Origin of the sequence: Leisingera sp. ANG59 (assembly GCF_013317235.1) — a bacterium.
GTDB lineage: Bacteria > Pseudomonadota > Alphaproteobacteria > Rhodobacterales > Rhodobacteraceae > Leisingera.
Window position 1 is genome coordinate 1 of sequence record NZ_WLCM01000054.1, and the last position, 21,817, is coordinate 21,817.

Sequence of the window (21,817 nt, forward strand, 5' to 3'; positions counted from 1 at the left end):
TGAAGGCGTTGAGCGCGGCCAGGTGCTGTGCAAGCCGGGTTCCGTGACCCCGCACACCAAGTTCGAAGCCGAAGCCTACATCCTGACCAAGGAAGAAGGCGGCCGCCACACCCCGTTCTTCGCGAACTACCGTCCGCAGTTCTACTTCCGCACCACCGACGTGACCGGCACCGTGACCCTGCCGGAAGGCACCGAGATGGTGATGCCGGGCGACAACCTGAAGTTCTCGGTTGAGCTGATCGCGCCGATCGCGATGGAAGACGGCCTGCGCTTCGCCATCCGCGAAGGCGGCCGCACCGTCGGCGCCGGCGTCGTTTCCAAAATCATTGAATAATGATTTTGAAACGGTGGGTGGCAGGCGGTTTTCGCTAGAAAACCGCCGGGAGCCCACACGGTTCTGATCTTAGAAAGGGCCTCCTTCGGGAGGCCCTTTTTCTATGCGCCAGCCTCCGAACAGGGCCGGGACCGGCCTGGGACCGGAGGCCGTCCTGCAAAAGCTCCGGTGGAGCTTTTAAGGCCGCAGGGAGCGTCAGCTCCGGGTGCGATGCAATCGCGCCCGCCCGTTTTGCCTAAGGCAAACCTCCGGTTCGGCGCAGGCCGGGCGCGGCCCGAACGCGGGGCGTCCGGGCAGGGGGTTACTAAAACTGACAGTGAGGAATTTAGGCCTGCTCTTTGAGCTTCTGCGTCCCGCCAAGTGGCAATTTACTTCCCGGATTCAGGTCGCTATCGTGGTGCAGAAAATGGTTTAATTGCAATCCTTTAAGAAGACTGAAACGATCGGAAACAAAGCGTGCGAGAGCTTCCCATTATCATAGTAGAGTTGACCGAGCGTGATCGCCTATCTTTTCAGGCGTTTCAACCCTCTAGTGATGTGCAGAAACTGATAAATGATATGTGCGCCAAAGTTGATGCTACTCCATTGGAGGTGTTTCAGCTTGGTAGCAGTGTTCTCATGGACCCCACGGGGGTCATGAGCGTTGAAGAGGAAAGAAACGAAGTAGTCAGGCGTACTTTCGAATTGCTTGGAAAGCGTATCGAAGACTATGCCGATAAATTCGATGAGTTCATGATGTTTTTAAATCAGAATAGTGTAGTTGGAACTCTGGCAGCCGCAGAAAGGTTTCTGTCGGTGCAGGTCAAACAGTAGGCTGATATCGAGAGTTAAGTACGGAGTTGTTTGCAGTGAAACCTCTCCTTAAATACCCCTAACAAACCCCAAACGCACCGTGCGCCGCAAACGCAACCGTTTCGCAGCGAAACCCCTTGCCTCATGGGGCCATAGGGCGTATAGGGCGCGAGTTCGCCGCGTGCGAATAGGGGCGGGATGATTCCCGCCTTTTGGGTTCGATGAGGGGTTGCGGTGGTCGCAGGCCCTCCTCTCAACCCCAACGCCTGAATAAAAGGCTGTACGATGCAAAGCCAAAACATCCGTATCCGGCTGAAGGCATTTGACTATCGCGTGCTGGATGCGTCCACGCAAGAGATCGTCAACACTGCCAAGCGGACCGGCGCGCAAGTGCGCGGCCCGATCCCGATGCCGAACAAGATCGAGAAATTCACTGTTCTGCGTGGCCCCCACGTGGACAAGAAATCCCGCGACCAGTTCGAGATCCGCACCCACAAGCGCCTTCTCGATATCGTCGACCCGACCCCGCAGACCGTGGACGCGCTGATGAAGCTCGACCTGGCTGCCGGCGTTGACGTCGAAATCAAGCTGCAGTCGTAAGTTCGGAGGGTATAGATTATGCGTTCCGGAATTATCGCTAAGAAAGTGGGCATGACCCGCCTGTTCATGGAAGACGGCAAGCAGATTCCTGTGACCGTTCTGTCCCTGGACGGCCTGCAGGTCGTTGCTCAGCGCACCGAGGAAAAAGACGGCTACACCGCTGTTCAGCTGGGTGCAGGCTCCGCCAAGGCAAAGCGCACCTCGCAAGCCATGCGCGGCGTGTTTGCAGCTGCCAAGGTTGAACCCAAGCGCAAGCTGGTCGAATTCCGCGTTCCCGCGGACGGCCTGATCGAAGTCGGCGCCGAGATCTCGGCCGAACACTTCCTGGCTGGCCAGAAAGTGGACGTCACCGGCACCTCGATCGGTAAAGGTTTCGCCGGTGCCATGAAGCGGCACAACTTCGGCGGCCTGCGCGCCTCGCACGGTGTGTCGATCTCGCACCGTTCGCACGGTTCGACCGGTCAGTGTCAGGACCCGGGCAAGGTCTTCAAAGGCAAGAAGATGGCCGGCCACATGGGCGCAGCCCGCGTGACCACCCAGAACCTGGAAGTGGTGAAAACCGACGCCGAGCGCGGCCTGGTCTTCATCAAGGGCGCCGTTCCGGGCCCGAAATCCGGCTGGGTTACCGTCAAGGACGCCGTGAAGAAGAAAGCCCCCGAGGGTCTGCCTTTCCCGGCCGCTCTGAAAACTGCGGAAGTTGCCGCGGAAGGTGGTGAAGCATGAAACTTGACGTGATCAAACTGGACGGCGGCAAAGCGGGCGACATCGAACTGTCCGAAGACCTGTTCGGCCTGGAGCCGCGTGCGGACATCCTGCACCGCGTGGTCCGCTGGCAGCGCAACAACGCGCAGGCCGGCACCCACAAGGTGAAGACCCGCTCCGAGACCTCCTACTCGACCAAGAAGATCTACCGCCAGAAGGGCACAGGCGGCGCACGCCACGGTGACCGCAACGCGCCGATCTTCCGCAAGGGTGGTATCTACAAGGGTCCGACCCCGCGTTCGCACGGCCACGAGCTGACCAAGAAGTTCCGCAAGCTGGGCCTGCGCCATGCGCTGTCCGCCAAAGCCAAAGCGGGCGAGCTGGTCATCATCGAGGACGCTGCTTCCGAAGGCAAGACCGCAGCTCTGGCCAAGCAGGTGAAGAACCTGGGCTGGAAGCGCGCGCTGATCATCGACGGCGCAGCGGTCAACGAAGGCTTCCTGCAAGCGTCGCGCAACATCGAAGGTCTGGACATCCTGCCGACCATCGGTGCCAACGTCTATGACATCCTGAAGCGTGACACCCTGGTGATCACCAAGGCGGGTGTCGAAGCACTGGAGGCTCGTCTGAAATGAGCGTGAAGGCAGAACACTACGACGTGATCCGCAAGCCGATCATCACCGAGAAATCCACCATGGCGTCCGAAAACGGCGCAGTGGTTTTCGAAGTGGCAATCGACTCCAACAAGCCGATGATCAAAGAAGCCGTCGAGGCTCTCTTTGGCGTCAAGGTGAAAGCGGTCAACACCACCGTCACCAAGGGTAAGGTCAAGCGTTTCCGCGGCCAGCTGGGCAAGCGTAAAGACGTTAAAAAAGCCTATGTGACCCTGGAAGAAGGCAACACCATCGACGTGTCCACCGGACTCTGAGATTTGCCTCTCTGACAAATTGGAAGGCCCTCGCTGCCAAGCGGGGGCCTTTTGCGTTGCGGCCATCCTTGATGGGGGAGAGGGTGGCTGATGTGAATGCAGGCATGGCGGGGGCCTTTCTGGAGGTCTCCGGTCCTGTATAGCGGCTCGCGGTTAAGATCCGGGAAGCGGGGCGTACGGTGGGGGCGCAACGGGGGTGTTCAGGGAATGAGTGCCCAGGCAAACCGCCCCTATAGAGCTACAGCGGAGCCTGGACCCCGGCGCGGAATCAAGGCCGCAGGCCGCCGCGCCAGCATCATGCCGAAGGCATGCCTCCGGCATGACCCGCCCCTATGGGGCGGCGCTTTGGTTGATGTTCTGTGTGTCGGTGAGCTTGCACGGATGTGGCCGGGATAAACTGCCAAACGCAACGTTGCGAGCGCCACCCCGCGGGACGGCGCTGGCGCGTCAATCTTCCGTTGAGGGCAGGGGCATTTGTGAGGGGATGTACAAGTTGTGCAGTGCGCTGTAGGTACAAGCATAGGGGAATTCAGCTTGTCCAGCACACGCCGTTTGGGAAGGAAATACTCATACTTATGGTGAACGGAGCTAAAGATAGGTTCGAAAAACAGAAAGCCCGCTGGCTGGCTGAGGAACCTAGTTTTATTAATAGGTGTTGGGACGCTCTTTGCTTCTACCGGTATGCATTTCCTTGGGTTCAGTTCAGCTGGTACAAACTGCCTTATGTTCTTGCTCAACTGGGGTTGGCTGCGTCGGGGCCTGCAATTGCGTACCATACAGCGGACAAGCTTGAAAAGTGGCATGCAATTTATATCTTTCTAGGTGTTCTAGTTGTACTGGTTTTGGCTGCCTTCCTTTCTGGTACCCCAGAGAGGCGAGCAGGACGTATCAGTAAGCCGATCCAGACAATCTGGGTTCGGTTTGGAAATTTGCTTAACACTGTTAAATCTGGTGCGACGCCGTCGGCTCAGAAGAATCCTTCCATCGAATTTACACTTGCTCTTGCGACTAGTCTGGCGGCGCAAGTTACTGGGATAAAGCAAAGCGAGTTCGCTGCAAGCTTGGTGCTTTATGACGGGGATGAACGCGTTAGAATGAAAATTGACCACCGAGATAGAGGGAGCGACCGTCCAATCGGGAGGCAAATTAATGATCTGGAAACAGTGCTAGGGCACCATGCCTGCCAGAGTGGAGCTGCTCCGAGAGTTGTTGCTGACGTGAAACGGTTTGGGAAGTATGGGTTGAAGAGTCCAACACAGTCGAGGCCGAACTATCGAAGTATCTTCCTGCACCCTGTGACATCTGTGCAAAAGGGAAGCGTTGCTGGCTTTATGTCCGTTGACTGTACTGTTCCTCACGCGTTTCATGGGCATAGAGCAGATGATCTTGCTGCTTTATTGGAGCCGCTGAAAGCCCATATTGAAGAGATGATCTAGTCGGGAGTCTGCCAACAATGGTGAAATCGTTATTGTATCGCGGCCCTAGAATGAAGCAATCGCAGAAGCTGATGCTGATTTCGAGAGAGGCGAGTAAGATTCGTAAGCTTCACGAAGCGGGAGAAATTTCGGCACAGGAAGCGTCAAGAAGACTTGTTGAGCTGCGCGCCGACCCGGAGGCTTTTCTGGAAGTAACTGCTAATCAGGTCGAGCACACAGCGGCTTGAAAACGAACTAACTCAACCTAGGGCTTCCAGAGAATAAGTGTTCGCCCTACTTTGTTTCTTTCGGTCCGTCAAAAGAAGGCCCCGGATCACCTCCGGGGCCTTGTGCATTTCTCAGGACAGCCTCCGCCTCAGCGCGCGCCCTCACCCCTCCCGCAGGTCTTCCGGCAGCAGGGCGGCGGGGATGTTCTGGTAGCAGATGGGGCGCAGGAAGCGGCGGATGGACAATGTGCCCACCGACGTCGCGCCGAAATTGGTGGAGGCCGGGTAGGGGCCGCCGTGGACCATGGTGTCGCTGACCTCAACCCCGGTGGGGAAGCCGTTGGCCAGCACCCGGCCCGCCTTGCGCTCCAGCACCGGCAGCAGGGTCTGGCCCTGGGCGGTGTCGGCATCATCCAGATGCAGCGTGCAGGTCAGCTGGCCCTGCAATGCGCGGGCGATCTCCAGCATTTCGGCGTCGCTCTCGGCGGTGATCACCAGACCCAGCGGGCCAAAGACCTCCTCGGCCAGGATCTCGTTATCGAGCCAGGTGCGGGCCTCGGTCACATAGAGGTAGGGCGCGGCGGTGCGGGTGTTGCAGCTGGTGGTCAGCAGCTCGCGCACGCCGGCGGTGGCGGCGACGCGGCGCTGGCCGTCCTGGTAGGCGCTGGCGATGCCCTCGGTCAGCATGGTCTGGGGGGCGACCGCTGACAGGGCGGCGGTGGCGGTGTCGATGAAACGCTCCGCGTCGGCGCCTGCGCGCAGCACGGCGATGCCGGGGTTGGTGCAGAACTGGCCCGCGCCCATGGTCAGCGAGGCGGCCCAGCCGGTGGCGATCTCCGCGCCGCGGCTGGCGAGGGCGGCGGTGAGGATGAACATCGGGTTCACGGACCCCAGCTCACCGAAGAAGGGGATCGGCTCGGGCCGTGCGGCGCAGAGGTCAAAGAGGGCGCGGCCGCCGGCAAGGGAGCCGGTGAAGCCCACAGCCTTGATCAGCGGGTGCTGCACCAGCGCCGCGCCGACCTCGCGGTTGCCGCCCTGGATCAGGCTGAAGACGCCGGGGTGGATCCCGCATTTGGTGATCGCGGCGAGGATTGCTTCGGCGACGATCTCGCCGGTGCCGGGGTGGGCGCTGTGGCCCTTGACCACCACCGGGCAGCCGGCTGCAAGTGCCGCGGCGGTGTCGCCGCCGGCGGTGGAGAAGGCGAGCGGGAAGTTGGAGGCGCCGAAGACCGCGACCGGCCCCAGCGGGCGCTGCATCATCCGCATATCGGGCCGGGGCAGGGGCGCACGGTCCGGCAGGGCGGCGTCATAGCGGCGGTCGAGGTAGTCACCTTTCAGGATATGCTCGGCGAAGGTGCGCAGCTGGCCCGTGGTGCGGCCCCGCTCGCCCTGCAGACGGGCCTCGGGCAGGCCGGTTTCCTGGGTGCCGATGGCGGTGATGCCTTCTGCGCGGGCTTCGATCTCATCGGCGATGGCGTGGAGGAAAGTGGCGCGCTCCGCCCGGCTGGTGCTGCCGTAGCTTGCAAAGGCGTCCTCTGCCGCTTCTACCGCTGCGTTAACGTCGCTAACGCGGCCAACGGAGAAGTCGTGGCTGGGGCCGCTGGCGGGGGCGGAGGGGAAGCGGGTGTCGCCGGGCACCCAGGCGCCTGCGATCAGGTGGTTTCCGTGTGGTGTGAACATGGGCGGGCCTCTGTCTGGTGGGGCTGTGAATATTGATACGGGATAATGGATACAAAATACGAGTCATGCAAGGTGCAGGCCGGAAAAATCCGGATGTCAGCAGTCAGGCGAGCGGGAAAAGCGGCGGTTCAGCCGTCCGTGGCGGCGCGGTGTTCGGCGACCAGAGACAGCAGCGCCTCCTTGGTGCGGGAGATGTGCAGAGTCAGCGCAGCGCAGGCGCCCTCCACATCGCGGGCCTGGGCTAGGTCCAGGAGGTCACGGTGTTCCTTCTTGGCCGGCTCGCGCTGCTGCATCACGCTCAGGTGCATCCGGATGAAGCGGTCGCAATGCAAGCTGATGCCCTGCAGCACCTCGTTGGTCAGCTTGCGGTCGGCGGCGGCATAAAGCGCCGAGTGGTATTTGTGGTTGAGCGCGCCCCATTTGGCCACGTCATTGGCATCGTAAGAGGCGTCCATGTCGTCGAGGATCCGGGTGCAGCGGGTGAAATCCCCGGCCGTCATTGCCGGGATCGCGCGGCGGAACAGGTCCACCTCCAGCAGGATGCGCAGGTCGAAGATTTCGGCGATTTCGCGCAGCGAATGCTTGGTGACGGAGGCGCCGCGGTTGGTGGTGAACTGCACCAGGCCTTCGGCGTCCAGCCGTTTCAGCGCCTCGCGGATCGGCATGCGGGAGACGGCGTATTCCTCTGCCAGGGCCTCCTGCCGGATGGTTTCGCCCTCTGCCAGCTCACCGCTGAGGATGCGTTCGCGCAGGTCGTTGGCAATCACTTCCGGGAGGGAGCTGCGGGTAACGGCGCGTTTGCCTGCCATGGGGGGCCTCGTGGGATCTGTTGTTCGTATTTTGGATACGCTATTGGTTTTGCCCTGTCTGTTCAAGCAGCCGGCCCGGTTTCGGGGGGCGGCGGGGGCCGCCCCTTTTGCAACTGGGCTTTTGTATCCATAACCCAGGCCTTATCACGCGCCCCAGGTGTCGCTGAGGCGGTAGCCGCCGGGCCAGGGGTCGTCCGGGTCCAGCATGTGCTGGTGGATGCCGGTGATCCAGCCGCGCCCGCTGAGTTCCGGCACGATCGCCGCCCGGGTGCCCACGGTGGTCTGCTCCACGATCCGTCCGGTGAAGCGGGAGCCGATGATGGACACGGCCTCAAACGTCTGGTCCGGTGTCATCTGCCCCTTGGCCAGCATCAGCGCCATGCGGGCGGAAACCGCGGTGCCGGTGGGGGAGCGGTCCACCTTGCCCGGCTGGATGGCGACGGCAGAGCGGCTGCTGAGGCCGGTGTCCGTCTCCTCCAGCGGGCCGCAGAAGGCACAGAAGGAGATGTGGTTCCAGTCCGGGTTCTCCGGGTGGGCAAAGCCCAGCTGCGCGTTTGCGGACTCCAGTATGCGGGTGCCAAGCTGCGCGATCTGCTTGGCGTTCTGTTCTGCGATTTCCACGCCCAGATCGGCGGCCTGCACAACCACGAAACTGTCGCCGCCATAGGCGGTGTCGACGGTCAGCGTGCCGATACCCGGCACCTCCAGCGCCGCGCCGATCTCACCGGCGAAGCTCGGCACGTTCTGCACGAAGATCCGCTCTGCCTTGCCGTTCCGGCATTCGGCGCGCACCCGCACCAGCCCGCCGGGGGCCTCAAGCACCAAACGGGTTTCCGGCTCCTGCATCGGCAGGATGCCCCCGTCCAAGAGCACGGTTGAGACGCAGATTGAATTGGAGCCGGACATTGGCGGGGTGTATTCCGGCTCCATGATGATGAAGCCCATGTCGGCCTCCGGGTGCTTGGGCGGCACCAGCAAGTTCACATGGCGGAACACGCCGCCGCGGGGTTCGTTCAGGACGTAGTTCCGAAGAGTCTCGTCCTTGTCGATAAAGGCGCGCTGGTCCCACAACGTCTCGCCCGGCGGCGGTGCCACGCCGCCTACGATGACATCGCCCACTTCACCCTCTGCATGGGCAGAGATCACATGGATTGTCTTGCTGCTGCGCATCTGCTTCTCCTTCAGGAATAGCGGGCAACCGGGTCGCCCAGGGCTTCGAAGATCGGGGTCACGCCCAGGCCGGGCGCGTCCGAAGCGGTCATCCGCCCGTTCACACGCTTGGGCGCGCCGCAGGCAATGTCAACGGTGCCATAGCTGTTGAAGTCGGTAGCGGAGAAAGTGAACTCCGCCGGAGTGGAGCGGGCCAGATGGGCGATGGCGGCGGTGGTGATGTCGCCGCCCCAGGTGTCCTCGATGGTCATCGGGATGCCGTGCGCCACGCAGAGATCGCGCATCAGCCGCGCCCGGCTCAGGCCGCCGACCTTGGAGATCTTGAGGTTGATCACGTCCATTGCGTCTTGGGCAATGCCGCGCACCAGCGTGTTCGGGGTGTCGATCACCTCGTCCATCACAAAGGGCAGCGCGGTGCGGCGGCGGATCGAAACGCTTTCCTCATAGGTCAGGCAGGGCTGCTCCACATAGACGTCGAGGCTCGCGATGGCGCCCACCACCCGCGCCGCCTCGTGCCGGGTCCAGCCGGTGTTGGCATCGGCCACCAGCAGGTCGGATTTCTTCAGCACCGCGCGGGTGGCATGGATGCGGTCGATATCGTCATTTGCCTCGCCGCCGACCTTGAGCTGGAACTTGGTGTAGCCCTCGGCGGCATAGCCTTCGATCTTGCGGGCCATTGTGTCCGGGTCCTCCTGGCTGATGGCGCGGTAGAGCACCACATCCTCCTGCGCGGCGCCGCCCAGCAGGGTATAGACCGGCTGGCCGGTGGCCTTGCCCAGTATATCCCAGCAGGCGATATCAACCGGCGCCTTGGCATAGGGGTGGCCGCGCAAGGCGGCGTCCATAGTGCGGTTGATCTGGCCCAGGTTCAACGGGTCCTGGCCAATGAGATGCGGCGCCAGTTCGGCCAGCCCGGCGCGCACGCCGCGGGCGAAGGAGGGCAGGTAAGCGGAGCCCAGCGGGCAGCATTCGGCGTAGCCCGTGAGTCCTTCGTCGGTGGCGATTTCCAGCACGGTGCTGTCGAACACATCGACGTAATTGCCGTTCGACCAGCTATAGCGGCCTTCCTTCAGCGGCAGGTCGACCTGATAGACGGTGAGCTGGGTGATCTTCATGGTGCGGCTCCTTTCAGGGGCAGTTCAAAAACGGGTGGCGGAATAGGGGGGCGCCGGCACCGGCGGTTCGGTGTTTGCGGCGAGCGCCGCAACCAGCTCGGCGGTGCCGGCGGCCTGGGTCAGGCCCAGATGGCCGTGGCCGAAGGCATAGATCACCCCCGGCGCGCGGGCGGAGCGGCTGATCACCGGCAGGCTGTCGGGCATCGAGGGGCGGAAGCCCATCCACTGGCGGCCGCCAGCGGTGTTGAGCTCCGGCAGGAAGCGTTTGGCTTTCTGCAGCAGGATCTCGGCACGGCGGTAGTTGGGCGGCAGTTTCAGCCCGCCCAATTCCACTGCGCCGCCGACCCGCACACCGCCGCTGATTTTGGTGACGACAAAGCCATGTGCCGGGAAGGTCAGATGGGTTTTCAGGCCAAAGGCGCCGGGCGGCAGGGTGGTGTTGTAGCCGCGCTCGGTCTCCAGTGGGAGGTGTTCGCCCAGGGTGCGGGCCAGGTGGTGCGACCAGGCTCCGCAGGCGACCACGATCTGCGCTGCAGGGACTGGACCGTCCTTGGTCTGGGCTACAGTCTCCCCGCCTTCACTGTGCAAGGCGGTCACCTCCGCGGTGTCTATGCGGCCGCCCCGGGTGACGAAGGCCTGCGCCAGATGTTCGGCCCAGGTCTTGGGGTTCACCGTGTTTATCCAGTCGGGGGTGAAGGCCGCATGGGTGAAGCGGGGTGCGAGGCCGGGCTGGACTTCGGCAATCGCCTCCGGACTGCGCAGCAGGTCGAAGCGGATACTGTGCTCGCGCCGCAGCTGCCAGTCGGGCAGGGCGGCGCGGAAGGCGGTCTCGCCCTCGTAAAGCTGCAGCTGCCCCTCGCGCTGCATCAGCGGCTCGCCATCTACATCAGCAATCTGACGTTCCAGCGCGGCGCGGGAATGCGCCATCAGCTGCACCTGCGCCGCCAGCGCCGCCTGGTAGCGGCTGCGCCAGCTGGCGCGCCAGAATCGCAGCATCCAGGGGGCGATCCGCAGCGCATAGGCGGGCGGCACCGACAGCGGGCCCAGCGGGTCCAGCAGCCATCCCGGCGCCTTGCGCATGATGCCGGGCGTGGCCAGCGGCACGATGTCGGTGAAGGCAAAGGCGCCGGCGCTGGCCGCCGAGGCCTCTGCCGCGACGCCCTTGCGGTCGAGGATGCGCACCTGATGCCCCTGTTTCTGCAGCTCCAGCGCGGCGCTGAGGCCGATGATGCCGGCGCCGATGACGAGGATGCCGTGTGCCAGTTCTTTGGTCATCTCAGATCCTTCACAAGCCGACCAGGATGGAGGGCAGCCAGGTTGCCAGTTCCGGCACCAGCAGGAGCGCCACCAGCACCAGGCCTTGTGCGGCCACAAAGGGCAGCACGCCGCGGTACATGTGGCCGTAGGTCATGTCTTTGGGCGCGATGGAGCGCAGGTAGAAGATCGAGGGTGCCATCGGCGGCGTCAGATAGGAGGTCTGGATCACTACCAGCACCAGCATCGCAAACCACACCGGATCAATCCCGGCGCTGCGCACCAGCGGCGCGAAGATCGGCACGAAGATCAGCACGATCGACACCCAGTCCAGGACGAAGCCTGCAAAGAACACCACCAGCAGCAGGAAGGTGATCAGCCCCGCATTGCCGTATCCGATCACCTCCACCGTGTCGCGCACCAGCCCGCCGCCGCCGGTGACGGCGAAGATCGAGGTGAACATGGTGCCGCCTGCCACGATCAGCATGATCATCGCGGTGATGCGCAGGGTGACACCCAAGGCTTCGCGTAGCATGGTGAAGGTGAGTTCGCGGAACAGGAGCGTCAGCACCAGCGTGCCGGCAGCCCCCACAGCGGCGGCTTCTGTGGCAGAGGCGGCCCCTGCCAGCAGCGAACCCAGCACCATGGCAATCAGCAGCAAGGGCGGCACCAGCGCGGTCACGGTGATTTTCAGCTTCTGCCCCACCGGCATGGCGCGGCCCTCAGGCGGCAATACCGGCGCGTCCTCAGGGCGGCGCAGGCTGCGCAGCAACACGTAGCCGACAAAGAACACCACCATCAGCACGCCGGGCAGGATGGAGGCGGCAAACAGCTGGCCGATCGACAGCTGCGCAATGGAGGCATAGACCACCACGATCACGGAGGGCGGAATGATGGTGCCGAGCGAGCCGCCTGCGCAGATGGTGCCGGCAATCAGGTCGTTCCTGTAGCCCGCCGCGCGCATGGCGGGGATGGCCATCAGGCCCACCACGATCTCCACCGCGCCAACCACGCCGGAGGCGGCGGCAAAGATCGCGCACATGGCGATGGTCGACAGCGCCAGCCCGCCGGGCAGACCGCCGAGCCAGATCTGCAGCGCATAGAACAGCCGCTTGGCAATGCCGGAGCGTTCCAGCACCGCGCCCATGAAAATGAACAGCGGGATTGCCGCCAGAACGAAGTTGGAGGCTGTGTGCAGGAGCGGGCCGTAGAGCTGCAAAAACAGCATGTCGCCAAAGACGGAATAGCCAAAGGCGACGGCCACGATCATCATCGAAAACGCCACCGGAATGCCGGCAAAGACCAGCGCGAAAAGCGCCGCAAACATCAGAAGGGGGATCATAAATCAGCTCTCCGGCGCGCTGCGGTGATCATCGGGGGTTTGCCCCGGTGTCTTCTCGCCGCGTAAGTAAAGGAGCGCCTCCAGCAGGAACTGCAGGCAGAAGGCAAAGAGGCCGAGCGCAATCACAGAATAAAAAGGCCACATCAGCGGCGCCCAGGGGCTGACGGTTTCCACCTCGCCGGTCTGGAACGCCTTCAGCGCCTTGGAGGCGGCCACCCAGGTCAGCGCGCCGGTGATCGGCGCCATCAGCAGCGCATAGACAGCGGCGTTCAGCAGCTGCTGAACGCGCAGCGGGAATTTCTGCGACAGGAAGTCGATCCGCACATGCGCCTCTTTGCGCAGCGAATAGGCGGCGCCAAGGAACACGATGGAGCCGTTCAGCATATAGGAAATGTCAAAGGCCCAGAGCGTTGGGGCGCCAAAGACGTAGCGGGCGGCGACCTCGTAAAGCATGGCCGCGATCATGGCGAGGATGGTCAGCTGGCCAACCGCGCCCAAGAGGGCTGACAGCCCTTCAACGCCGGTTCTGAAAAAATGCATGGAAACCTCGGGGCAGGGAGGGCGCGGGCCGGAGATCCCGGCCCGCGCAAAGGGTCATTCAGCAGCGTCACGCACCAGATAGACGGAGTTCTCGGCCCAGCTGGACTGGTAGGCCAGGTAGCTGTCCAGAACCTCCTGCATCCGGGCATTGCCGCCCTCGGACAGTTCCGCAGCACGGGCGCGCGCCCAGTTGCGGCCGGCCTCGCGCAGCTTTTCGGATTCGGCGTGCTCCATCTGGACCATTTGCACCTTGGTCTTGCGGTAGTCGGCCATCGCCTTGATGTCGGCATCGCCAAAGCGGGTGTAGCCCTCATAGGTCGACAGGCGCGCGGAGGCTTCGATCAGCCCCTGCAGGTCTTCGGGCAGCGCCTCCCAGGTCTCAGCCTTGACGAACACTTCCCACAGAAAGGAGGGCTGATGCACGCCGGGCATGATCATGTAGGGCGCAACCTCGTGGAAGCCTTCGGAGAAGTTGGCGCCGGGGGTGGACCATTCGATGGCGTCAACGCCCTTGCGCTGCAGCAGGGTATAGATTTCGTTGCCGGGCACCACGGTGGGCACGCCGCCGAAGTCGTCCTTCATCACCGCGGCAAAGGCGCCGGAGGTGCGGTATTTCACGCCCTTCAGATCCTCGACGGTTTTGATCTCGACATTGGAATGGGCCATCACCTCAGAGGTGCCGATGCCGACCACCAGGCTGTGCAGCCCCATCTCCTCGCGGCGGAAGTCCTGCAGCATCTTCTCGCCGCCGCCCTCGTAGATCCAGTGCAGGGTGGCCTCGGGCGACATGCCGCCGGGGAAGGAGGCGAAGATCGCGTTGGTCGGGTCCTGGTTCACCAGATAGGACGGGGTGGAATGGCCGGCCTCGACGATGCCTTCCTGCACCGCTTCATGCGCCTTGAAGGCCGGCACCAGAACGCCGGCGCCGAAGGGCTGGATCTCCACCCGGCCCTGGGTCAGGGTTTCGACGTTGCCGGCAAAACGCTCCATGAAGTTCTGGTAGAGGAAGGAGCCTTCGCCGACGGCGGCGGTCATCTTCCATTCGACCTCTGCCGCCGCGGCTGCGGAAGCAAGGGCCAGGCTGAAGCCGGCGGCGATTGCGGATGTGAATTTCATGTTAGGGACCTCTCTTCTGCTGGAATGCGGCCCGGGTTTCCGTCCCGGACCTTGGTTGAAATGGTTCAGGCGGCGGCCTCCCCGCTGCTGGAGATGCCGCCGCGAAAAGGATCATCGGGGCTGAAGAACAGCTTGCCCTCGCCCATCACGAAGGCCTGGCCGCTGAGGGTGGGGATCACCCCGCCGCCCGGGCCCGGCTGATAGGACAGCCGGTAGGGGGAGCTGATGATGCTTTCCTGGATGATCTCCTCGCCCGGCTGCAGCCGCCCCGCTGCCGCCAGACAGGCGAGCCGGGCAGAGCTGCCGGTGCCGCAGGGGGAGCGGTCATAGGTGTCGTCCGGGCACAGCACGAAGTTGCGGCTGTGGATGCCGGCGCGCGGGGAGGGGCCTTGGAAGATCACATGGTCGATCGGCTCGCCGTTTTCGCCGCCAATCCCTTGGCCATTGGCCGCAGTGCGGATGGCGATGGCGTGATCCGTAAGGGCGCGGATGTTCTCCGGCCGCAGCGGCAGCGGGGCGGGCTCGACGATGAAGAACCAGTTGCCACCGTAGGCGACGTCGCCCGCCACCGTGCTGCCGTCGGGCAGGGTGACCTTGGCCGCAGCGGTGACGCGGCGGCTTTCGATGTTTGTGACGGTGACGGTATTGGCGTCCTCCAGCAGCACCGTCACCACGCCCACTGGGGTCTCGATGCGGTGGCTGCCGGGGGTGATCAGGCCCAGATGGGCCAGTGTCACCGCCAGCCCGATAGTGCCATGGCCGCACATGCCCAGGACCGCGTCGGCGTCAAAATAGATGACGCCGGCGGCGCAGCTGGGATCGGTGGGCGGCACCAGCAGCGCGCCGACCATGGCGGGCTGGCCGCGCGGCTCGCGCATGACGGCGTGGCAGAAGCCCATGTGCTCCTCTGCCAGCCGCCGCGCGCGCTCTGCCAGCGGGCCGGTTCCCAGATCGGGACAGCCCTCCAGGATCACGCGCGTCGGCTCGCCGCCGGTGTGGCTGTCGACTACATGCATTCGGCGATGATCCCGCCTTGCGCTGACCAGTCCGCAAACCAGGTGCGGAACAGCTTGTACTGCTGTTCGCAATAGTTGCGCTGGGCGTCCGACAGCTCGTCTGTCTCGTTGAAATGCAGGCGGTAGTCTTCCTCACCGTTCAGCACCAGGAGGTGCTTGTAGTAGAGGATCAGGTCCGGGCCTTCGTCGAAGGTCGAGAGCACATGGATGGCGTCGGTCAGCTCCTGCGCGCGGACGCGGGCCTCGGCGCTGCCCTCGGCAGCCAGTTTTGACAGGCGCGCCAGCAGCAGCGCCTCCCGCGGAAGGGCGCAGCCGATGCCGGTGATCGAGCCGGTGGCACCGCAGTTCACAAAGCCGTGGTAGACCTCGGTGTCGACGCCGACCATCAGGGTCACCTGGTCGTCCTGGCTGGTGATATGCTCCGCCGCATAGCGCAGGTCGTCCTTGCCGCCGAACTCCTTGAAACCGATCAGGTTCTTGTGCTCGGCGCGCAGGGCAAAGAACAGGTCAGCGCGGGTGGCAAAGCCGTAGTAGGGGCTGTTGTAGATGATTGCCGGCACGTCCGGCGCCGCGTCCAGGATCGCCTTGAAGTGGTTTTTTTGCGCCGCAACGGAGGTGCCGCGGGACAGGACGCGCGGGATCACCATCAGGCCGGCCGCGCCGATCTCCTGCGCGTGGCGGGCGTGATCGACGGCGGATTTGGTATTGATCGCACCGGTGCCGACGACAACCGGCAGCCCGGCTGCGGCGAGGCGGGCGACGCCCTCCATCCGCTGTTCATCTGTCAGCAGCGGCCAGTCGCCCATCGAGCCGCAATAGACCACCGCCGACATGCCCGCGGCGATCATCTCCTCGCCCTTTTTGACCAGCGCGTCGAAGTTCGGCGTGCGGTCCGGGTTGCAGGGGGTCATCAGGGCCGGCATGGTGCCGGTGAAGACGTTTGTAGACATTATCCAATTTCTCCAGTTAGGGGCAGGCTGCCGCTGGGAGGCACGGCAGCCTGCGGGGGAAGGGGTCAGCGCACGTTGGCGAGGAACTTGCGGGTGTGTTCGGACCGGGCGTCGCCGAAAATCTGGGCGGGCGGGCCGATCTCCTCCATCACGCCCTGATGGAAGAAGGCCACCCGGTCGGAGACATCGCGGGCAAAGCCCATCTCATGGGTGACGCAGATCATCGTCATGCCCTCGTCGGCCAGCAGGCGCATGGTATCCAGCACCTCGCCCACCAGTTCGGGGTCGAGCGCGGAGGTTGCCTCGTCAAACAGCATGTATTCGGGCTCCATCGCCAGGGCGCGGGCAATCGCAAGCCGCTGCTGCTGACCGCCCGACAGGGCGCTGGGGTAGACGTTCAGCTTTTCGCCCAGTCCCACATGCTGCAGCTGTTTCGCGGCAATTTCGCGGGCCTCAGCCTTGGATTTGCATTTGACGATGCGCGGCGCCAGCGCCACGTTTTCCAGCGCCGTCAGATGCGGGAATGAATTCCACTGCTGGAACACCATGCCCAGCTTCTGGCGCAGCTTGTTGATGTCGGTGCCTTTGGCGTGCACGTCGGTGCCGTCGACGGTGACGGCGCCGTCCTGGATCATCTCCAGCCCGTTGATGCAGTAAAGCAGCGTCGATTTGCCGGAGCCGGAGGCGCCGATGACAGAGAGCACCTCGCCCTTCTGCACATCCAGGTCGATGCCTTTCAGAACGTGCAGAGCGCCGAAATACTTGTGAAGGTCGCGGATGGAAATCATTGGGCCCACCTGTTTTCGAGATGTGTGGCGTAGCGGGAGACCGGATAGGACAGCGCGAAATAGAAGGCGCCGGCCAGGGCAAGGATCAGGAACGGCTCCTGGGTGCGGGTTATCAGGATCTGGCTGGCTTTCAGCAGCTCGACATAGCCAAGCACCGAAACCAGCGCGCTGTCCTTCATCACCCCCAAGGCAACGCCGACCCAGGACGGGAACACCGCCCGCCCGCCGATCGGCAGCACCACATGGCGCAGGTCCCGCCAGTAGCTCATGCCAAGGCTGCGCGCAGCGCGGCGGATCGGGGCGCCCACCGCCTCAATCCCGCCGCGGGCCACATTGGCCACCAGCGCCGCGGTATAGACGGTCAGGATCACGGTGCCGGAGGCAAAGGGGTCGAGGTTCAGCCCCATGATTGGGGCAAAGTTGTAAAACAGCACCAGCTGGATGATCAGCGGCACCGAGCGGAACACGTCCAGCACCGGCGCCAGCGTCAGGGCTGCAGCGCGGCGGCCCTCGTACAGCATCCAGCCGAACAGGGTGCCCAGCACCGTGCCAAGCGAGATCGACAGAACGGAAATCCACAGCGTTCGCAGCGCGGCCTCACCCATGAACCACAGGTCATTGGGGGCAAAACCGCTGAAAAACTTTAGTGTCGGTTCCATGGCTCTCCCCCTCAGTACCGGAACAGCCGGGCGGCCATCAGCCGCGAGCTGAGCAGGATCACCTTGACGATCACGTAGTAGATCACCGCCGTGACCGCGAAATATTCAAAGATGCGGAAGGTGCGGGAGGCAAAAAACTGCGTTTCGCCCGACAGTTCGCGGAAGCCCACCAGCATCCCCAGCGAGGACATCAGAACCGCCCAGACCATCTGGTTGGTAATCGGGTGATAAACGATGCGGAACACCTGCGGGATCACCACGCGAGAATAGGCTTGCCAGGGCGTCATGCCAAGGCTGCGGGAGGCGCGGATCTGGGTCTCTGGCACCGCCTTGAAGCCGCCGCGGAAATTTTCCGCCAGGTAGCCTGCGCAGTTGAAGCTCAGACCTGCCAGCACGATCAGATAGGGCGACAGATGCAGGCCAAAGGCGCCGAGGCCGAAGCCGAAGAAGAATAGCTGGAACAGCGCAGGCGTGTTGCGGGCCAGCTCCACCCAGGCGGTGGCGAACCAGTAGACCGGTCCCCGAAGGTGCAGCCGCGCCAGCGCCAGGCAGAGGCCGATCACGATGCCAAGCACCATCGCCAAAACCGCCACTTGCAGCGTCAATGAGGCCGCCTCCAGCAGGTCCGGCAGGCTTTTCATCACCGGCCGCCAGTGAAAATTATAGTCGAACATGAGGGGTTATGCTCCCTAGCCCCTGCCGACCGCCGGGAGAGCGCGGCCGGCAGGGGCGGGTTTCACCGTTGGATCAGTACAGCACGCCGGGGATGCGCAGCTCAGGCGCGTCGCCGCCGACGTATTTGCCCCACAGTTCCGCATAACGGCCCGAGCGCACCTGGTGGGTCACAAACAGGTTCAGGAAGTTGATCCAGGTGACATCCTCGCGCTTGCCGACGACCGAGGTATAGTCGGTGGTCCAGGGCATCCGCGGGCCGGCCGCCAGGGTCTCATACTGCTGGGTCACCGGCAGCACCGCGGTGTTGGTGGTCAGGCCGATGTCCGCCTTGCCCTGCGCCACCGCCAGGAACACCTCGTTCTCGGATTGATAGCCCTGGTAGTTGCCTTCTTCGCCCCATTCGGCGGCGATTTTCAGCCATTCCTGCTCGGGCACGGTGCCGATGGCGCCCGCCACCCGCTTGCCCTTGATGTCCTCAAAGCTCTCAATACCGCTTTCGGTGTTCACGACGCCTTGGGCGAAATAGATCGCGTAGGGAATGGTGAAGCCGACGGTGCGCGCCCGCGCCAGGCTGTCGGAGGTAGCGCCGAACACCACATCGGCGCGACCCGTCACGATGGCGGGCAGGCGCTCGGCCCAGGTGACCGGCAGGATCTCGGCGTCCACTTCCAGCGCAGCCGCCAGGTCGTTGCAGTAATCGACGTCAAAGCCCGCAGGCTCGTTGCTGGCGTCGCGGTAGCCGATCGGCGGGAAATCCAGCACCACGCCGCAGCGCAGGGTGCCGCGGTCCACCACATCATCCAGCGTATCCGCGAGGGCAGGTGCCAGCGGTACCAGGGCAAGCGCCGCAGCCGCGGCCAGCGATTTGAACATGAGATCCTCCTGTCGGTTTGTTGTTGTGGAGAATCAGATACAGGATAATGGATACAAAATCCACAAGTATGTGAAATTGTCCGCCGGCGCCGGAAAACCGGGTCAAGGAAGGCTGAGAAACAGGATCTTAGAGGCGCTCGCCTGCGCGGATCCTGGCCTCGGTTCCGGCCCGGTCAGCCGTGATTTTGTCAAGGAAGCCCGTCATCGCATCCGGGTCGGGGTTGTACCGGCCGCTCCACAGCGCGATTTCGATCAGCACCGGCGCCAGGTCGCGGCCCTTCTGCGTCAGCTCATAAACAGAGCTGCGGCCGCTGTCGGGGTCCTTCTGCTTGGTGATGATGCCTGCCTGCTCCAGCTGCTTCAGCCGCTGCGCCAGGATGTTGGTGGAGATCCCCTCCCATCCTGCCAGCAGCTCGCCATAGGTGCGGGCGCCTTTCACTGCCATGTCGCGGATCACCAGGAGGCTCCACCGGTCGCCGAAAATGTCCAGCGCATAGGCGACGGGACAGCCGGAGTCATATTTGCTGCGCGATTGGGTCATGCCCCTTGCCTAAAGTTTTCACTTGCAAAATGCAAGTTTCCATGCGAGCCATTGAATCACTTGCAAAATGCAAGCAATCAGGAGTGACCATGACTGATACCCCAAACAACGCGGATTTCCGCGAACGATCGCGGCTGTCCCGCCGCCAGCTGCTGGCCGCCTCTGCGGGTGCGCTGCTGCTGCCCTCCCTCCCGAAAGCACAGGAAACAGCCATGACCCCCAAAGCCTTTGCCTACACCGAAGTCGCCATCTCCGTGCCGTTCGGCCAAGCGCCCTGGCAGGAGATCAACGAGGCGATCCGGCAGCAGCCCGGGTTTCTGAACAAGACCTGGCTTTCGGGCCACGGCAACAACTCGCTGGGCGGCTTCTATGGCTTTGACAGCATTGAAAACGCGCGCAAATTCGTGACCGGCTATTTTCCGACGGAGCCTCGGGTCTTCGGGGTGGCGCATAACACGCGGGTGTTCGACGCTCAGGTGACCGAAGCGGCCAGCCGCGACATGGGGGCGGTGCAATACGGCAGCGCGGGAGACGCGCCCGGTGCATTCGTCTATACCGAACTGCAATTGTCGGTGCCGTTTGAAGACGCACCCTGGCAGGCCCGCAACAAGGCGCTGAAAATGCTGCCGGGGCTGCAGAACAAGGTCTGGCTCAGCGGGTTGCAGACCCGGACGCTGGGCGGGTTCGACGCCTTCGATACGCTGGACCGCGCGCTTGATTTTGCGGTGAACATGTTCCCGGAAACCGCGGCGGAGCTGGGCTGCGCCTTCTATACGCGGGTGTTTGACGCCTCGGTCACCGAGACTGCCAGCCGGGCAATGAACTCGCCCTACTATAGCCCGGCCGCCTAGCACCTGACGTCGTGGCGCCAGAGCGGTCAAGCTGAGTCCAGGCCGCCGCGGCTTTGCGTGGCGGCCTGGACTTCGCGTCTGAGCGGAGGGCGCGCGCCGGGCCAGCGCTGCGGCGCTAGGGTTTTGTTAGGGCCATCTGCCTATTTGAAGAAGGAGATGGCCCGGAATCAAAGGACCCAAATCATTATGCCTGCTTTCTTCTACCGTTTGCCGGTGCGGATCTACGCACTGGCTGCAATGGCGGTTTGCCTGTTTGCCCTGCTCACCGTGTTCCTGCTGGTTCGCGCAAATAACGATGAATACACCAGCCGCGAGCGCGAGCTGCATCAGATAACGGACATGGCCTTCAGCCAGCTGGATGCGCTGCAGAGACAGGTCGCGGACGGCCAGCTGGATGAGGCAAAGGCCCGCGAGATGGGGCGCATGGTGCTGGAGACCTTCAGGTTCGGCACTGCGGGCGACTTTCACGCCTTTGATTTCGATCTGGTGATCACCGCAAATGCTTTTCTGCCGGAGTGGGTGGGCACGCGCCAGCCCGGTTTGACCGATGAAAACGGCGTCAAGATCTATCAGGAGATGCTGAAAATCGCCCAGGCGGACGGACAGGGCTCTCTGATCTACCATTTTGCCAATGCCAGCACCGGCGTGATTGAGGCCAAGATGGGATACATCCGGGTCTACGAACCCTGGGGCTGGATCGTCGGCACTGGCGCCTATGTGTCCGATATCGAAACCAAGGTGCAGCAAAACATCATCACGACTGTGACGGCGCTGCTTGTATCGCTTGCGGTTCTCATGGTGGGCGCGACCCTGATCACCCGCAGCGTCACCGGGCCTGTCAGCGCCCTGCGCGGGCGCATGCAGTCGATGGCGGACGGTGACACCGCCAGCGCCATTCCGGCCACCGCCAACAAAAGCGAAATCGGCGACATGGCCCGCACCCTGGACGTGTTCCGCCAGGCGCTGATCCGCCAGCAGGAGCTGGAAGATGCTGAGCATGCGCTGAACGAGAAACGCAGCAAGGTGGTGGCGGCGCTCAGCGCCAAACTGTCGGACCTGTCGCAGGGCGACCTGACCGCGCAGATCACCGAGACCTTCCCGGAGGATTACGAGCAGCTGCGCCACGACTTCAACACCTCCGCGCGGAACCTCAGCGCCACCGTGGAGCAGGTGATCGCCGCCGCCGCCAGTATCCGCAACGGTGCCGCCGAGATCAGCCAGGCCTCCGACGACCTGTCGCACCGCACCGAAAGCCAGGCGGCGACGCTGGAGCAGACCGCCGCGGCGCTGGACGAGCTGACCGCGAGCGTCAAATCCGCCGCCGACGGCGCCCGCAGCGTCGAGGCGACGATGGAGGATGCCAAGGCGGAGGCCCGCACCAGCGGCGAGGTGGTGCAGAGCGCGGTCTCGGCGATGACCGAGATCGAGGAAAGCTCCAAC

The 21,817-nt window shown here is 63.5% G+C and carries 24 protein-coding genes and 1 pseudogene; 10 read left to right on the plus strand and 15 right to left on the minus strand.

Annotated features, from left to right (window positions below; genetic code table 11):
- From tuf to GKC28_RS23615, 8 genes and pseudogenes are all read left to right on the plus strand, one after another.
- A pseudogene (gene tuf / locus GKC28_RS23580) lies at window positions 1-334 on the plus strand (elongation factor Tu); the annotation flags it as partial.
- A gap of 456 nt (window positions 335-790) precedes the next feature.
- On the plus strand, window positions 791-1,147 hold the full coding sequence (locus GKC28_RS23585) for a hypothetical protein (protein ID WP_217434202.1): 357 nt from the start codon (window positions 791-793) through the stop codon (window positions 1,145-1,147).
- A 264-nt stretch (window positions 1,148-1,411) separates the two neighbouring features.
- The gene (gene rpsJ, locus GKC28_RS23590; protein ID WP_019298501.1) at window positions 1,412-1,726 is read left to right on the plus strand and encodes a 30S ribosomal protein S10; all 315 of its coding nucleotides are present in this window, start codon (window positions 1,412-1,414) and stop codon (window positions 1,724-1,726) included.
- A gap of 18 nt (window positions 1,727-1,744) precedes the next feature.
- Window positions 1,745-2,449 carry a 50S ribosomal protein L3 gene (rplC, locus tag GKC28_RS23595; protein WP_019298500.1) on the plus strand — a complete coding sequence of 235 codons (705 nt, stop codon included), beginning with the start codon at window positions 1,745-1,747 and terminating at the stop codon, window positions 2,447-2,449.
- Window positions 2,446-3,063, plus strand: coding sequence for a 50S ribosomal protein L4 (gene rplD, locus GKC28_RS23600; RefSeq protein ID WP_019298499.1), 618 nt, complete (start codon window positions 2,446-2,448; stop codon window positions 3,061-3,063). The genes rplC and rplD overlap by 4 nt, the downstream gene beginning before the upstream one ends.
- The gene (locus GKC28_RS23605; RefSeq protein WP_019298498.1) at window positions 3,060-3,356 is read left to right on the plus strand and encodes a 50S ribosomal protein L23; all 297 of its coding nucleotides are present in this window, start codon (window positions 3,060-3,062) and stop codon (window positions 3,354-3,356) included. Before rplD ends, GKC28_RS23605 begins: the two co-directional genes overlap by 4 nt.
- A 575-nt stretch (window positions 3,357-3,931) precedes the next feature.
- On the plus strand, window positions 3,932-4,792 hold the full coding sequence (locus GKC28_RS23610; protein ID WP_174149403.1) for a hypothetical protein: 861 nt from the start codon (window positions 3,932-3,934) through the stop codon (window positions 4,790-4,792).
- Between the two features lie 17 nt (window positions 4,793-4,809).
- Window positions 4,810-5,019 carry a hypothetical protein gene (locus GKC28_RS23615; protein ID WP_174149404.1) on the plus strand — a complete coding sequence of 70 codons (210 nt, stop codon included), beginning with the start codon at window positions 4,810-4,812 and terminating at the stop codon, window positions 5,017-5,019.
- A gap of 141 nt (window positions 5,020-5,160) precedes the next feature.
- On the opposite strand, the gene GKC28_RS23620 is transcribed toward GKC28_RS23615, so the two are convergent.
- From GKC28_RS23620 to GKC28_RS23690, 15 genes are all read right to left on the minus strand, one after another.
- Entirely contained in the window at window positions 5,161-6,678 is a 1,518-nt protein-coding gene (locus GKC28_RS23620) for an aldehyde dehydrogenase (NADP(+)) (protein WP_174149405.1), read from the minus strand.
- Between the two features lie 128 nt (window positions 6,679-6,806).
- On the minus strand, window positions 6,807-7,487 hold the full coding sequence (locus GKC28_RS23625) for a GntR family transcriptional regulator (protein WP_174149406.1): 681 nt from the start codon (window positions 7,485-7,487) through the stop codon (window positions 6,807-6,809).
- Between the two features lie 144 nt (window positions 7,488-7,631).
- Window positions 7,632-8,657 carry a proline racemase family protein gene (locus GKC28_RS23630; protein WP_174149407.1) on the minus strand — a complete coding sequence of 342 codons (1,026 nt, stop codon included), beginning with the start codon at window positions 8,655-8,657 and terminating at the stop codon, window positions 7,632-7,634.
- Window positions 8,658-8,668: 11 nt separating this feature from the next.
- On the minus strand, window positions 8,669-9,772 hold the full coding sequence (locus GKC28_RS23635) for a cis-3-hydroxy-L-proline dehydratase (RefSeq protein WP_174149408.1): 1,104 nt from the start codon (window positions 9,770-9,772) through the stop codon (window positions 8,669-8,671).
- Window positions 9,773-9,796: 24 nt separating this feature from the next.
- Entirely contained in the window at window positions 9,797-11,047 is a 1,251-nt protein-coding gene (locus GKC28_RS23640) for an FAD-binding oxidoreductase (protein ID WP_174149409.1), read from the minus strand.
- Between the two features lie 10 nt (window positions 11,048-11,057).
- Complete coding sequence (locus GKC28_RS23645; protein WP_174149410.1) at window positions 11,058-12,368, minus strand: TRAP transporter large permease subunit; 1,311 nt, start codon at window positions 12,366-12,368, stop codon at window positions 11,058-11,060.
- Between the two features lie 3 nt (window positions 12,369-12,371).
- The gene (locus GKC28_RS23650; protein ID WP_174149411.1) at window positions 12,372-12,908 is read right to left on the minus strand and encodes a TRAP transporter small permease subunit; all 537 of its coding nucleotides are present in this window, start codon (window positions 12,906-12,908) and stop codon (window positions 12,372-12,374) included.
- A gap of 54 nt (window positions 12,909-12,962) precedes the next feature.
- On the minus strand, window positions 12,963-14,024 hold the full coding sequence (gene dctP / locus GKC28_RS23655) for a TRAP transporter substrate-binding protein DctP (protein ID WP_174149412.1): 1,062 nt from the start codon (window positions 14,022-14,024) through the stop codon (window positions 12,963-12,965).
- A 65-nt stretch (window positions 14,025-14,089) separates the two neighbouring features.
- Window positions 14,090-15,040 carry a proline racemase family protein gene (locus GKC28_RS23660; RefSeq protein ID WP_174149413.1) on the minus strand — a complete coding sequence of 317 codons (951 nt, stop codon included), beginning with the start codon at window positions 15,038-15,040 and terminating at the stop codon, window positions 14,090-14,092.
- Window positions 15,031-15,990 (minus strand): dihydrodipicolinate synthase family protein, encoded by a 960-nt coding sequence (locus tag GKC28_RS23665; protein ID WP_174149414.1) that lies wholly within the window; start codon window positions 15,988-15,990, stop codon window positions 15,031-15,033. Before GKC28_RS23665 ends, GKC28_RS23660 begins: the two co-directional genes overlap by 10 nt.
- 65 nt (window positions 15,991-16,055) lie before the next feature.
- Window positions 16,056-16,778 (minus strand): amino acid ABC transporter ATP-binding protein, encoded by a 723-nt coding sequence (locus GKC28_RS23670; protein ID WP_174149415.1) that lies wholly within the window; start codon window positions 16,776-16,778, stop codon window positions 16,056-16,058.
- The gene (locus GKC28_RS23675) at window positions 16,775-17,437 is read right to left on the minus strand and encodes an amino acid ABC transporter permease (RefSeq protein WP_174149416.1); all 663 of its coding nucleotides are present in this window, start codon (window positions 17,435-17,437) and stop codon (window positions 16,775-16,777) included. Before GKC28_RS23675 ends, GKC28_RS23670 begins: the two co-directional genes overlap by 4 nt.
- Window positions 17,438-17,448: 11 nt before the next feature.
- Window positions 17,449-18,111, minus strand: a complete 663-nt coding sequence (locus tag GKC28_RS23680) for an amino acid ABC transporter permease (RefSeq protein WP_174149417.1) — start codon at window positions 18,109-18,111, stop codon at window positions 17,449-17,451.
- Between the two features lie 73 nt (window positions 18,112-18,184).
- Entirely contained in the window at window positions 18,185-18,985 is an 801-nt protein-coding gene (locus tag GKC28_RS23685; protein ID WP_174149418.1) for a transporter substrate-binding domain-containing protein, read from the minus strand.
- A gap of 127 nt (window positions 18,986-19,112) precedes the next feature.
- Window positions 19,113-19,526: a helix-turn-helix domain-containing protein gene (locus GKC28_RS23690; protein WP_174149419.1), complete on the minus strand. Its 414-nt coding sequence runs from the start codon at window positions 19,524-19,526 to the stop codon at window positions 19,113-19,115.
- An 89-nt stretch (window positions 19,527-19,615) separates the two neighbouring features.
- Between GKC28_RS23690 and GKC28_RS23695 the strand changes: the two genes are divergently transcribed.
- Both GKC28_RS23695 and GKC28_RS23700 read left to right on the plus strand, forming a co-directional pair.
- On the plus strand, window positions 19,616-20,377 hold the full coding sequence (locus GKC28_RS23695; protein WP_174149420.1) for a YdhR family protein: 762 nt from the start codon (window positions 19,616-19,618) through the stop codon (window positions 20,375-20,377).
- A 186-nt stretch (window positions 20,378-20,563) separates the two neighbouring features.
- On the plus strand, window positions 20,564-21,817 hold a 1,254-nt coding region (locus GKC28_RS23700), incomplete at its 3' end, for a cache domain-containing protein (RefSeq protein ID WP_174149421.1).